This is a genomic window from Amycolatopsis tucumanensis (assembly GCF_021654135.1).
GTDB classification, from domain to species: Bacteria; Actinomycetota; Actinomycetes; order Mycobacteriales; family Pseudonocardiaceae; genus Amycolatopsis_E; species Amycolatopsis_E tucumanensis.
In genome coordinates, this window is sequence record NZ_JAKGSD010000003.1 from 109,391 (window position 1) to 121,735 (window position 12,345).

The following is a 12,345-nucleotide window of genomic DNA, read 5'->3' on the forward strand; positions in this document are numbered from 1 at the left end:
GCGCGCGTGGGCCGTCCTGCAGTGGGAACGTTCGGTGGACGACCGGCCGGATCCGGTGCTCGCCGCGTTCACCACCGGCCATGGTCACGGGGTCAGCACGAGCTTGCCGAACTGGTCGCCCGACGCGAGTTCGGCCAGCGCGCGTGGGCCGTCCTCCAGTGGGAACGTGCGGTGGACGACCGGCCGGATCCGGTGCTCGGTCACCAGGTCGAGCATCCGCCCGAACTCCCGCGCGCTGCCCATCGACGTGCCCAGCAGGCTGATCTGCCGGAAGAACATCTCGCGCAGCGACAGGGTGACGGCCGCGCCCGTCGTCGCGCCGAGCGACACCAGCCGCCCGCCCGGGCGCAGCACCGACAGGCACCGGCCGAACGTGGCCGAGCCGACGCTGTCGATGACGAGGTCCACCGGCTTCCCCAGCGCGCCGCGCCAGTCCTCGGCGCTGCCGATCGCCCGGTCGGCCCCCAGTTCGAGCGCCCGGCGGCACTTCTCCGGGCTGCGCGAGGTCACGCTGACGGTGGCGCCGGCCGCCTTGGCCATGGCCAGCGCGAAGGTCGCCACCCCGCTGCCGATCCCGGGCAGCAGCACGTGCTCGCCCGGGCGCAGCCCGCCGCGCGTGAACAGCGCCCGGTACGCCGTCAGTGCCGCGAGCGGAAGGGCCGCCGCTTCGGTCCAGCCGAGGTGCGCCGGTTTGGGGGCCACGTTCTTCGCCGGCACCACGACGTACTCGGCGAACGTGCCGTCGGTGGGCACGCCGAGAATGGCGGGGACCTCCGGCACGTCGCCGGGCTCGTCCCAGTCCAGCGAGGGGTTGACGACGACCTCGGTCCCGGGAGCCACCTCCGCGCCCGGCCCGGCCGCGGCGACCACTCCGGCGCCGTCCGAACCCAGCACGACCGGAGCGTCATCGGCCCCGCGCCCGTCGACGAGGAACAGGTCGCGGTGGTTGAGACCGGCCGCGCGGACAGCGACCACGACCTCGCCCGGTCCCGGCCGCGGCGCGGGCACCTCCGCCACCCGCACACCCGTGAGTCCCGTCGCGTTCCCGTGCACCACTGCGGTCATCGTTGTCACGTCCGCGAAGCTAACAGCGGTCCGGCGCGCGCCTCCAACGATGGCGAACCGGGTCACAGCACGGCTTTTTCAGATCGTGAACCGCCGTCACTCGAGTTCCGCGTCGAGGGTGATGGTGGTGCCCGTCAGCGCGGCCGAGACCGGGCACGTTTCCTTGGCGTCCTCGGCGATCTTGCGGAAGTCGTCCGGGCTCGCGCCCGGCACCGTCGCGCGGACCGCGAGCGCGATGCCCTTGATCTCGTACCCGCCACCGGACTTCGGGCCGAACGACACCGTCGCGGTGGTCCGGATCTTCGCCGGCGGGGTGCCCGCGCGCCCGAGCAGACCGGACAGCTGCATGCAGTAGCACGAGGAGTGCGCGGCCGCGATCAGCTCCTCGGGACTGGTCTTGCCGCCGGCTTCCTCGGCACGTGCCGGCCACGAGACCGCGAACGTGGTCAGCTCCGACGTGTCGAGACTGGTCTCCCCGGACCCGCTCGGCAGGTCGCCGGTCCAGGTGGTGGTGGCTTGACGATCGGTCATGGCGGACCTCCTCCGGTCGTGCGCTGCGCACGGGCGGGGCCGCGGCGCGGCCAAGGCGGTCACGGGTGGCCGGCGTGGGCGGCTGGAGCGCGCGCCGTGCACACCTGACCTGTCTCCGGCCCGGTCAGCAGACGCTCCAGATTGTCCTCGAACCCGTCCGCCATGCGCCAGTCCGCCGCGAGCGTGAACAACGTCCGGCCGTCCTCGCCGCCCAGGGTGCACGCGAACCCGGCCCGGTCCAGTGGGACGGTGGCGAGCACCTCGCCGCCCTCGGCGACCCGCAGGCAGGCCGGTCCCCGCTCGGTCCAGCCCGGCGTCCACACGGCCCCCTCGGCGTCGAGGACGATGCCGTCCCCGGGCAGCGGGGCCCACACCCGCCGCCCGGTGAGGGTGCCGTCGGGGCGGATGTCGAACGCGGTGAGCCTGCCTGCGAACGACTCCGAGACGATCAGCGTCCCCTCGTCCGGCGTCACCGCCATGCCGTTGGGGAACGCCAGCCCGTCCGCGACCCGCCGCACCGAGCCGTCCGCCCTGATCAGGGCGACGAACCCGGGCGCTTCTCCCGCGCCCGGGTGAAAGTCCGTGCCGCCGTTGACGTAGATGTCGCCCCGGCCGGTGACGACGATCTCGTTGAGGCCGGCGCCCAGGCCGGTCAGGTCGGCGTGGTCGGTCAGCGACCCGTCCGCCTCTTGACGCAGCAGGCGGCCCTCCGGCCCGGCGACCACCAGCAACCGCCCGTCCGGCAGCCAGTCGATCGAGAACGGCAACGTCGTCGGCGCGGTGGCCATCACCTCGGCGTTGCCGTCCAAGTCGACGGCCAGCACCTGCCGCGTCCCCCAGTTCGCCAGCCAGAGCCGGTGCTCGTGCCAGCGCGCCGACTCGCCGATCTTCAACCCGGTCAGCAGAACGTCGCTCATCGTGTCCGCTCCTCACGGTCGAGGGAACCCGTTCACCGGCTACACGAACGGCGGCAGGCCGGATCGACACCTCACCACCACGCGTTGCGCGTGGCCGGGTCCTTCACCGCCCCGTCGGCCTTGGTCTGGGCGGTGTGCTCGGCGCCGGTGAGGTCGGCGCCGGAGAAGTCGGAACGGCCCAGGTCCGCGTACTCGAAATCCGCGCCGGTGAAGGTCGATCCGGAGAAATCCGCGCTGCCCAGCTTGGCGCTGTCGAACCGGGCGCCGGTGAAGTCGGCGTTCGTGGCGAAGACGAAACCGGCCGTGAGATCCGCGCGGTACAGCGACGCGCCGACAAGCGTGGCATCGGACAGCGCGGTCAGCCCGAGACGCGCCCCGCTCAGATTGGCCCCGCTGAGGTCGGAGCCGATCAGCGACATCCCGCTCAGGTCGCCGTCCACCGCCCGCACCTCGCGCAGGCACAGCTCGCGCAGGTCGATCACCGCCGGCCCGGGATCCCGGGTGACGTCGCGGCGGGTCAGCACCGCGAAGGCGGCCGCCACGTCCGCCGGTGTCGGCGGGCACGGCTCGCCCCGGACGCGCGGGCTGGTGGAGCGCAGGAACGCGGACAGGACCTCGACCATGGTCGCCTGGTCCCGCGGCGAGTCGACCGCGATCCGCTCCAGCGCGTAGATCCCGCCGAGCCGCCGGTGCAGGTTCGCGGCGCCCTCGGCGCCCAGCTGGTCGACGGCGCGGGTGTAGCGGTCGGTGATCTGCCCCTGCCGGGCCACCTCGATCTGGTCGCGGGTGGCCTGCAGCGAGATCGCGGTGAACACCAGCGCGCCGACCGCGGTCACCGTGGTGACCATCCCGCCGATGCGGGACCAGCGCTCGGCCGCGCCGGCACCGGTGGTCGTGGGGCGCTGCCGGCTCCGCGACCACAGCACCCCGGCGGCTACCAGCGCCACGACGGCCGCCACCAGCGGCCACCACTCGGTGAGGAACGGCCACCACGACGTCGCCGCCGGAGCCAGCTGCCAGCCGAGGGCGGCGGCCGCCAGCACGACCAGAGCCAGCGCCGTGCGGCGGGCGCGGCGCCGGGTCCGGAGGTCGCGCTCCCGGCCCCGCAGCGCGTCACGCGCGAGATCTTCGTCCACGTGCGGTAGTCGCCACGCCACCGCCCGGCGTAACCGGCCGGGTCGTCAGACCTTCACCGACGGGCGGCCCGGCGACAGCGCGCCCGCGGCGATCGCGGCCACCGCGGCCGTCACGGCGAACACCAGGAACCCGCCGCGGAACCCGGCGAGCGTCTCCGCGACCAGGCTCGCCGCCGCGACGCTCGACACCACCGCGGCCCCCAGCGAAGCCCCGAACTCGTGGAACGTGCTCACGATCCCCGACGCGATCCCGGCCTCGTGCGGTGCGACCTGCCCCAGTGCCGTCGCCGACGCCACCACGAAGAGCACCCCGGTGCCGGCGCCCGCGACCGCGATGCTGATCGCCACCACCACGGCGTTAATGACGAGCGCGGGCACCACCAGGCCGATCGCGGCGACCAGCAGCCCGGCCACCGCGAGCGGGCGCGCGCCGAACCGCCCGATGACCCGCCCGGTGAGATTGGCCGCGGCCATCGTCAGCAGCGCCACCGGCAGGAACAGCAACCCGGTCACCAGCGCGTTGAACCCGCGCTCCTGCTGGAAGTAGAACGTCCCGAGGAAGAACACCGCGACCGTCAGCGCCGTCGCCATCAGGATGAGGAACGTGCCCGTCGCCACCGGGCGGCGCGCCAGCAGCCGCACGTCCATCAGCGGCGCCTTCGCCCGGCGCTGCCACGCCACGAACGCCACGTACCCGACCGCGGCCGCCAGCACCAGCCACCCGGTCGTCGCGGTCAGCCAGCCCTGGTCCCCGGCGTTGATCAGGGCGTACACCAGCGCCCCGGACGAGGCGGTGACGAGCAGCGCGCCCAGCACGTCCAGCCGCGCGCCCGGGACCACCGGCGCGGTGCGCGGCAGCATCCGCGCCAGCGCGGCGACGATGACGAGCCCGATCGGCACGTTGACCCAGAACACCCACGGCCAGCCCGGCCCCGCGGTGAGCAGCCCGCCCAGCAGCACGCCGAGGGCCGCGCCACCGCCGCCCAGCGCCGACCACACACCCAGCGCCTTGTTCCGCTCGTCGCCCTCGAAGAGCCCCACGACCAGCGACAACGCCGATGGCGACAACAGCGCCGCGCCGACGCCCTGCGCGATCCGGCCGCCCAGCAGCACGGCGGACGACCCGGCCAGCCCGGTCACCAGCGAAGCCAGCGTGAAGACCACCAGCCCGGCGAGCGCGATCCGCTTGGCGCCGGCGAGATCGGCGAGCCTGCCGCCGAGCAGCAGCAGCCCGCCGAAGGTGAGCGTGTACGCGCTGACCACCCAGGTCATCGCCTCGCGGCTCATGCCGAGGTCGGTCTCGATGTGCGGCAGCGCGATCGCCACCACCGTGACGTCGAGGATCAGCATCAGCTGGGCGACCCCGAGGAAGCCGAGGATGCGCCACCGCAGCGGGTGCGCACCGGGTCTTGCGAACGAATCCGACATGATCATCTCCGGTTAACTCGTACGACGAAGTACGACTTACAACCGCCATGCTAACTCGTACATTCCCGTACGAGATAGACTTCGGTGGTGAGCACTTCCGCACGACCGCGCCGGCGCGCCGACGCCGAGCGCAGCATCGCCCGCATCGTCACCGCCGCCAGGGAGGTGCTCAGCCGGGATCCGGACGCGAGCATCGACGACATCGTGAAGGCCGCCGGGGTGGGGCGGATGACGTTGTACGGGCACTTCCCCAATCGCGCGGCGCTGGTCGAGGCGGCGCTCGCCGACGCCATCCGGGCCGGCGAGGAGGTCCTGTCCGCGGTCGACCTCGACGGCGACGCGCGGGACGCCCTGGCGCGGCTGATCGCGCCCAGCTGGTCGCTCGTGGCCGAGTCGACGAAGCTGCTGCAGGCCGCCGAAGGGCTCCTGCCGGCAGCGCGCATCCGCGAACTGCACGGCGACGCGGCCAACCGGGTGGAGGACCTCGTCCGGCGGGGCCGGCGGCAGGGCGTGTTCCGGACGGACCTGCCGGTCACGTGGCTGGTCAACGTCGTGCACTACGTCCTCAACGGGGCCGCCGAGGAGAACCGCGCCGGACGGTTGAGCGCGGCCGACGCGCCCGCTGTGGTGAGCGCGACGGTCCGGTCATTGCTGGCGCCGCCGGACTTGCATTGACGTTCGCGTCAACCCGCAGAATCGCGCCCGTGTTCACGGAAGCAGAACTGAGTTACCTGAAGTCCCAGCCCCTCGGCAGGCTCGCCACGGTGTCGCCGGGCGGGCAGGTGCAGAACAACCCGGTGAACTTCTTCGTCGTCGACGGCGTGATCGTCATTGGCGGGCACGCGCTGGGCGCGTCGAAGAAGTTCCGCAACGTCCAGCGGGGCAGCACGGTGTCGTTCGTGGTGGACGACCTGGCGACGGTGGACCCGTGGGTGCCGCGGGGCATCGAGATCCGTGGCAGCGCGGTGGCGCTGACCGATCAGGAGCCGCCGGTGCCGTACTTCTCGCGGGAGATCATCCGGATCAGCCCGGCGCGGATCATCTCGTGGGGGCTGGACGGTCCCCGGGCGAGCCGATCGGTGGGGTGATCAACGGCCGCTAGGCTCGACCGCCACCGGCGAAGGGAGACCAGTGCCGATCGAGCACGAAGCCAAGGTCCTCGACATCGACCCCGCGCGCGTCGCGGCGCGCATCCTGCGTGCGGGCGGGGAGCGGATCGGAGGGACGCGGCTGATGCGGCGTTACGTTTACGACGTGACGCCGGGGCACCGGTCGAAGTGGATCCGGTTGCGCGACACCGGCGCCGAGACGACATTGTGCGTCAAGGAAATCCGCAGCGACGCCATCGACGGCACACACGAGGCCGAGGTGACGGTCGGCGACTTCGCGGGCGCTCAGGAGTTGCTCGGCCTCCTCGGCTTCACGCCGAAGTCCTACCAGGAGAACCGCCGCACGAGCTTCACCCTGGACGGCGCGCGGCTGGAGATCGACGAGTGGCCGCTCATCCCGCCCTACCTGGAGATCGAAGCCGCCACGGTGGCCGAGGTCGTGCGGGTCGCGGGCTTGCTCGGCTTCCCGGAGGACCGGTTGACGGGCGAGAACACGATCAAGGTGTACGCGCGTTACGGGATCGACCTGGCATCGATCCCGCGGCTCCGCTTCTGAGGGGCGTTGGCGCGGGGCCGGCTCCGGGCGGCCGGCGTGGTTCGGTTGGTGGCAGGTGCTTGCCGGGGCGGCTGAGCACGGCTGGCTGGGGAGGGTGGTCGGGTAGTGGGTGCGGCGGGCTCGGGTAGGTGGGTTGGGTGGCGGGTGCGGTTGGCTAGGGAAGGCGGGTTGCTTGGCGGCGCGACCGGCTCGCGGAGGCGGGTTGTTTGGCGCGGCCGGCCCGGGAGGTGGCGTGGGAGATAGGTGCGGCTGGCTGGGGAAGGCGGCTTGGGGGGCGGGCCGCAAGCGCTTGCCTCTCCCATCCGGTACTGCCACCGCCCCACCGCGCCCTCCGAGAGGGAGCCCCACCGCGCCCTCCGGGAGGGAGCCGCACCGGCACGCCACCCAGCCCTCCACCAGCCAGCCACGCAGCTGGCTTTCCGGGGCCGTCGCCCTCCAACGACGCGGCGGCCGTACGACCGGTGTCCGCGGCCGTCGCCCCACCGCGCCACGGCCGCGACCGGCTTCCCGCGACCGTTGCGTCGTGGGGTGGTGGCGGGTGCTCACGCGGGCTGGCCTTCCGTGATCAGGTCGTCCAGCGCCAGGCCGGCGCCGAGGGCGTGCTCCGCCGCGTAGGGTTCCTCGCCGAGGGCTGTTCGGGCCTTGGCCTCGATGCGGTCGACGTCGCCGCGTTCGGCTTGGGGGAGCGGGGTTCCCACGGAGCGGCGGGCGTGGTCCGCGGCGCCCAGCAGGCGCGCGGCCAGCGTGTGGGCTCCGGTCAGGGCGTGGGCTCCGGCGAGGCCTTCCAGCGCCAGCGCGACCGCCCGCGGGTCCGAACCGCGCCGGGCGATGGTCAGTGCTCGGCGGTGCCAGGTGAACGCGCCGTCGGCGTCGCCGCGGAGTTCGGCCACGAAGCCCAGTTCGGCGCACACCAGGGTGTTGCCCGGCTCGTTCTCGACCAGCCCGTGCCAGTCCAGCAGCACGCGCAACTGCCGCTCCGCCTCGTCCAGCGCGCCCTCCCGGCGGGCGCCCAGCGCGAGTCCCGTCCGCGCGTACATCTCGCCCGGTGTGAAACCGCTTTCCACCGCCACCCGCTCCGCCCGCTCGTGCAGGCGCCGCGCCTCGGCGAAATCCCCCGCGAGCAACGCGGTCCGGCCCAGCCACGACAGCTGGTAGGACACCTCCGGCCACAACCCCAGCTGCTCGGCCCGCCGCAGGCTCTCGGTGTGCAACCGCTCGGCGTCGGCGTAGCGGCCCTCGAACTCGGCCAGCGTGCCCAGCGCGAACGACGCCTGCACCTGGCCCCACCGGTCGCCCACCTCGGCGAAGATCGCGGCGCTCTCCTCCGCGGCCGCGTGGGCACCGGCCAGGTCGCCGCGCGCGATCAGCTGACTGGCCGACTCGGCGAGCCCCGCCGCCGTGCCCCACCGGTCGCCCAGCGACGCGAACCCGTCGAGCGCCGCGCCGGTCAGCTTCGACGCCCCGGCCAGATCCGCGACCGTCCCCAGCACGTACCCCAGGAACCACAGCGCCCGCGACCGCACCGCCACCTCTGGGATCGTCGCGGCCTCCTCGGCCACCGCCGGGTCGAAGCGCCCGCCGGCCAGCACGCCGAGCCCCGCCAGCCAGGCCCGCGCCGCGACCCGGCGGCCGGGCGCCACCTCGCCGGGCACCGCCAACGCCGTCCGCAACGAGCGCAGCGCCTCGCCCAGCCGTCCGCGCAGGAACCAGTACCACGCCAGGCTCGTCACCAACCGCAGCGCCTCGTCCGCGGCCCCCTGGCGGACCAGCGTGTCGAGCGCCGCCCGCAGGTTCGCCGACTCCGCGTCCAGCGTCTCCAGCCAGTGGCACTGGCCGGTGCGGCGCAGCAACGGGTCCGCGCGTTCCGCGAGCGCCGTGTAGTGCCGCGCGTGCCGTGACCGGACCGGCTCGGCCTCGCCCGCTTCGGCCAGCCGCTCCAGGCTGTACGCGCGCACCGACTCCAGCAGCCGGTACCGCGGGCCCAGCTCGCCGTGCTCGCACACCACCAGCGACCGGTCGACCAGCCGCCCCAGCACGTCGAGCACCGTGCCCGGCTCGCCCCCGCACACCTCCTCGGCCGCCTCCAGCCCGCACCCTTCGGCGTGCACCGCGAGCCGCCGCAGCACCTCACGCTCCGAAGTGGACAGCAGCTCCCAGCTCCAGTCGATCATCGCGCGCAGCGTGCGCTGGCGCGCCGGCGCGTCCCGGGCGCCGGTGGCCAGCAACCGGAACCGGTCGCCCAGCCGCGCGAGCAGCTCGTGCACGCCGAGCGCCCGCACCCGCGTGGCGGCGAGTTCCAGCGCCAGCGGCAACCCGTCGAGCGTGCGGCAGATCCCGGCGACCGCGTGTACGTTCCCTTCGGTGAGCGCGAATCCCGGCGCCGCGGCGGCGGCCCGCGCGACGAACAGCCGCACCGCGCTGAACTCCCGCACCGACGGCAGCACCTCCGCGGCCGGCCGCTCCCGGTCGGCGTGACCGGCGGCGGGGATGCCCAGCGGCGGCACCGTCCACAGTGTCTCGCCGGTGAGCCCGAGCGGTTCCCGGCTCGTGGCGAGGATCCGCAGCCCCGGCGCCGCGGCGAGCAGCCGGGCCGCCAGCGCGGCGACCGGTTCGACCAGGTGCTCGCAGTTGTCCAGCACCAGCAGCAACCGCCGGTCCCGCACCGCGTCCGCCAGCCGCGCCGTCAGATCGCCCGCGTCGTCCCGCACCCCGAGCACCGCCGCGACCGCCTCGGCCGGGCGCGCCGGACCGTGCTCACCCAGCCCGGCGAGCTCCACCAGCCACACCCCGTCCGGCACCGCGACCCCGCCGGCCACCTCCAGCGCGAGTCGCGTCTTGCCGACCCCGCCAGGCCCGGTCAACGTGACCAGCCGCGCGTGCTCCAGCGCCTGCCGGACCTCGCGCACCGCCGCCTCCCGGCCGACCAGGTCCGTCAGCGGCACCGGCAGGTTCGACCGCGGACCCGGCTCCGGAGCCGGCGCCGGATCCAGCGCCGGGTCCTGGCGCAGGATCGCCTGCTGCAACCGCACCAGCTCCGGCCCCGGCTCCAGGCCGAGCTCATCGGCCAGCCGCTCCCGCAACGCCGTGTAGGAGGCGAGCGCCTCGCTCTGCCGCCCCGATCGGTACAGCGCCCGCATGTGCAACGCGCGCAACCGTTCCCGCAACGGGTGCTCCGCCACGAGATCGCCCAGCTCGCCCGCCAGCTCCGCGTGCTCGCCGAGCGCCAGCCGGGCCTGCGCCAGCTCCTCGACCGCCGCCAGCCGCTCCTCCTCCAGCCGCTGTGCGTACCCGGCGGCGAACGGCTCCTCCGCGAAGTCCGCCAGCGCCTGCCCCCGCCACAGCGCCAGCGCTTCCCGCAGCAGCGCGGCCGTCCGCGCCGGATCCCGCCCTGCCTTCGCGCGCCCCACCAGCGCCCGGAACCGCCCGGCGTCCACCGCGTCCTCCGGCACCCGCAACGCGTAACCCGGCGGCTGCCGCACCACGAGCGCGCGAGCGCCCGGCTCGGCCGCCTCGAGCGCGCGGCGCAGCTGCGAGATCTTCGTCTGCAACGTGTTGGCCGGGTTGCCCGGCAGCCGCTCGCCCCACAGGTCGCCGGCCAGGCGCGACACCGGGACCGGCCTGCCCTCGTGCACCAGCAGGTCGGCCAGCAGCGCGCGCACCTTCGCCTCCGGCACCGCCACCGCGGCGCCGTCGGCCGCCTGCACGGCGAGCGGACCCAGCACTGAAAACCTCACGCCACCGACAGTAGCGACGGGCACCGACAGAAAACCGTGCGCGAACCGTGCGAGCGCTCCGGCACCTTCACGACATGACCACTGACAAGCCATCCATCACGGTGCTCGGCCTCGGCGCCATGGGCACCGCGCTCGCCGGAGCGCTGCTGTCGGCGGGCCACCCGGTGACCGTGTGGAACCGGACCGCGGCGAAGGCCGACGCCCTCGTGGCCCGCGGCGCCGCACGGGCCGCCAGCCCCGCCGAGGCCGTCGCCGCGAGCCCGGTCGTCGTCGCCTGCCTGCTCGACTACGACTCCGTCCGCGACGTGCTCGGCGCCGGGCACCTGCAGGGCCGCACCCTCGTCAACCTCACCAACGGCACCCCCGGGCAGGCTCGCGAGTTCGCCGAATGGGCCGCCTGCCAGGGCACCGACTACCTCGACGGCGGCATCATGGCCGTGCCGCCGATGATCGGCACCCCGGCAGCGTTCGTGCTCTACAGCGGATCCCGCGCGGCGTTCGACCGCGCCCGCCCGGCCCTGGACGTCTTCGGCGAGAGCGTCTACCTCGGCGAGGACGTCGGCCGCGCCGCGCTGACCGACATCGCGCTGCTCACCGGCATGTACGGGATGATCGCGGGCGTCCTGCAGTCCCTCGCGCTCGCCACTTCCGACGGCGCGCCCGCGACCGACTTCGCGCCGCTGCTCACCCGCTGGCTGCAGGCCATGGGCGGCTGGGCGGAGGCCGCCGCGAAGCAGTTCGACAGCCGCGACTACGCCACCGGCGTCGTCTCCAACCTCGGCATGCAGGCCGCAAGCTTCGACAACCTCCACCGCACCGCCGACGAGCAGGGCGTCAGCTCCGAACTGCTCGCCCCGCTCGGCAGGCTCATGCGGCAGCGGGCCGCCGACGGGCACGGCCACGAGGACCTCACCGGAATCATCGACGACCTCAGGAAGGACAACGCATGACCAACGCGACCCTGATCGGCCTGGGCCCCATGGGACAGGCCATGGTGCGGGTGCTGCTCGACCACGGCACCGCAGTCACCGTCTGGAACCGCACGAAGAGCCGCGCCGACGACGTCGTCGCACGCGGCGCCGTCCTCGCGGCCAGCCCCGCCGAGGCGGTGCGGGCCGCCGAGCTGGTGATCCTCAGCCTCACCGACTACCAGGCGATGTACGACGTGCTCGGCGACGCCGGCGAGGCGCTGACCGGGCGCGTCGTGGTCAACCTCAGCTCGGACACCCCGCAGCGCACCCGCGAAGCCGCGGCCTGGCTCGCCGAGCGCGGCGCGACGCTGGTGGCCGGCGGGATCATGGTCCCGGCGCCGCTCGTCGGAGCCGAGGCCTCGTACGTGTTCTACAGCGGACCCCAGGACGTCTTCACCAAGCACGAGCCGGTGCTGCGGCACCTCGGCAGGCCCGAGTACCTGGGAGAGGACCACGGCCTGGCGCAGCTGTTCTACCAGGCGGAGCTGACGGTCTTCCTCACCTCGCTGTCGGCCTACCTGCAGGCCTTCGCGCTGCTGGCGGCCGAAGGCGCCGAGCCGGAGCGGCTGGTGCCCTTCGCCCGGGAGGTCTCGGGCCTGGCGGCGGCGTACCTGGACGAGACGGTGGCCCAGATCGGAGCGCGCGCCTATCCCGGCGACCTGAGCACGGCCACGATGATGGGCGCGACCGCGGAGCACATCCTGCAGGCGTGCCGGGACGCGGGCGTGGACCTCGCCCTGCCCGAGGCGGTCAAGTCGCACTACGACCGCGCGATCGCCGCGGGCCACGGCGGCGACAACTGGACCAGCCTGTGGGAGGTCGTCGCCAAGCGGTGAGCCGGTGCGGTGCTCGTGCCCGGCACGAGCACCGCACAGCCCGGCCGCCGGAAAAAACTTCG

11 protein-coding genes are annotated in these 12,345 nt (G+C 74.2%); 5 read left to right on the forward strand and 6 right to left on the reverse strand.

The genetic code is table 11. The annotated features are described in order from the left end of the window. Positions 1-84 precede the first annotated feature (84 nt). The 5 genes from L2C96_RS05660 to L2C96_RS05680 all read right to left on the reverse strand — a co-directional run bounded on the left by L2C96_RS05660 (position 85) and on the right by L2C96_RS05680 (position 5,077). Positions 85-1,065, reverse strand: a complete 981-nt coding sequence (locus L2C96_RS05660; RefSeq protein ID WP_237335419.1) for a zinc-binding dehydrogenase — start codon at positions 1,063-1,065, stop codon at positions 85-87. A 96-nt stretch (positions 1,066-1,161) separates the two neighbouring features. Continuing rightward, complete coding sequence (locus L2C96_RS05665; RefSeq protein WP_237335420.1) at positions 1,162-1,596, reverse strand: OsmC family peroxiredoxin; 435 nt, start codon at positions 1,594-1,596, stop codon at positions 1,162-1,164. Between the two features lie 59 nt (positions 1,597-1,655). After that, the gene (locus tag L2C96_RS05670; protein ID WP_020420905.1) at positions 1,656-2,513 is read right to left on the reverse strand and encodes an SMP-30/gluconolactonase/LRE family protein; all 858 of its coding nucleotides are present in this window, start codon (positions 2,511-2,513) and stop codon (positions 1,656-1,658) included. A gap of 71 nt (positions 2,514-2,584) precedes the next feature. After that, complete coding sequence (locus L2C96_RS44990) at positions 2,585-3,649, reverse strand: pentapeptide repeat-containing protein (RefSeq protein ID WP_237335421.1); 1,065 nt, start codon at positions 3,647-3,649, stop codon at positions 2,585-2,587. Positions 3,650-3,694: 45 nt separating this feature from the next. After that, the gene (locus L2C96_RS05680; protein ID WP_237335422.1) at positions 3,695-5,077 is read right to left on the reverse strand and encodes an MFS transporter; all 1,383 of its coding nucleotides are present in this window, start codon (positions 5,075-5,077) and stop codon (positions 3,695-3,697) included. Positions 5,078-5,164: 87 nt separating this feature from the next. On the opposite strand from L2C96_RS05680, the gene L2C96_RS05685 reads away from it, so the two are divergent. The 3 genes from L2C96_RS05685 to L2C96_RS05695 are packed head-to-tail and all read left to right on the forward strand — an operon-like array spanning position 5,165 to position 6,742. Next, the gene (locus L2C96_RS05685) at positions 5,165-5,752 is read left to right on the forward strand and encodes a TetR/AcrR family transcriptional regulator (RefSeq protein WP_235716236.1); all 588 of its coding nucleotides are present in this window, start codon (positions 5,165-5,167) and stop codon (positions 5,750-5,752) included. Between the two features lie 29 nt (positions 5,753-5,781). Next, positions 5,782-6,165, forward strand: a complete 384-nt coding sequence (locus tag L2C96_RS05690; RefSeq protein ID WP_237335423.1) for a PPOX class F420-dependent oxidoreductase — start codon at positions 5,782-5,784, stop codon at positions 6,163-6,165. A 43-nt stretch (positions 6,166-6,208) separates the two neighbouring features. Beyond that, positions 6,209-6,742 carry a class IV adenylate cyclase gene (locus L2C96_RS05695; RefSeq protein ID WP_237335424.1) on the forward strand — a complete coding sequence of 178 codons (534 nt, stop codon included), beginning with the start codon at positions 6,209-6,211 and terminating at the stop codon, positions 6,740-6,742. A 542-nt stretch (positions 6,743-7,284) separates the two neighbouring features. Here L2C96_RS05695 and L2C96_RS05700 read toward each other — a convergent pair. Beyond that, positions 7,285-10,476 (reverse strand): AfsR/SARP family transcriptional regulator, encoded by a 3,192-nt coding sequence (locus L2C96_RS05700; RefSeq protein ID WP_237335425.1) that lies wholly within the window; start codon positions 10,474-10,476, stop codon positions 7,285-7,287. 74 nt (positions 10,477-10,550) lie between these two features. Here L2C96_RS05700 and L2C96_RS05705 point away from each other — a divergent pair, with 74 nt between their 5' ends. Then, the gene (locus L2C96_RS05705) at positions 10,551-11,426 is read left to right on the forward strand and encodes an NAD(P)-dependent oxidoreductase (protein ID WP_237335426.1); all 876 of its coding nucleotides are present in this window, start codon (positions 10,551-10,553) and stop codon (positions 11,424-11,426) included. Further along, positions 11,423-12,283 carry an NAD(P)-dependent oxidoreductase gene (locus L2C96_RS05710; RefSeq protein WP_237335427.1) on the forward strand — a complete coding sequence of 287 codons (861 nt, stop codon included), beginning with the start codon at positions 11,423-11,425 and terminating at the stop codon, positions 12,281-12,283. Before L2C96_RS05705 ends, L2C96_RS05710 begins: the two co-directional genes overlap by 4 nt. Positions 12,284-12,345: the final 62 nt, after the last annotated feature.

Bases quoted from the DNA above. Each gene is read 5' to 3' on its own strand.
- L2C96_RS05660 (WP_237335419.1), bottom strand. From the start codon at position 1,065: ATGACCGCAGTGGTGCACGGGAACGCGACGGGACTCACGGGTGTGCGG.
- L2C96_RS05665 (WP_237335420.1), bottom strand. From the start codon at position 1,596: ATGACCGATCGTCAAGCCACCACCACCTGGACCGGCGACCTGCCGAGC.
- L2C96_RS05670 (WP_020420905.1), bottom strand. From the start codon at position 2,513: ATGAGCGACGTTCTGCTGACCGGGTTGAAGATCGGCGAGTCGGCGCGC.
- L2C96_RS05680 (WP_237335422.1), bottom strand. From the start codon at position 5,077: ATGTCGGATTCGTTCGCAAGACCCGGTGCGCACCCGCTGCGGTGGCGC.
- L2C96_RS05705 (WP_237335426.1), top strand. From the start codon at position 10,551: ATGACCACTGACAAGCCATCCATCACGGTGCTCGGCCTCGGCGCCATG.
- L2C96_RS05710 (WP_237335427.1), top strand. From the start codon at position 11,423: ATGACCAACGCGACCCTGATCGGCCTGGGCCCCATGGGACAGGCCATG.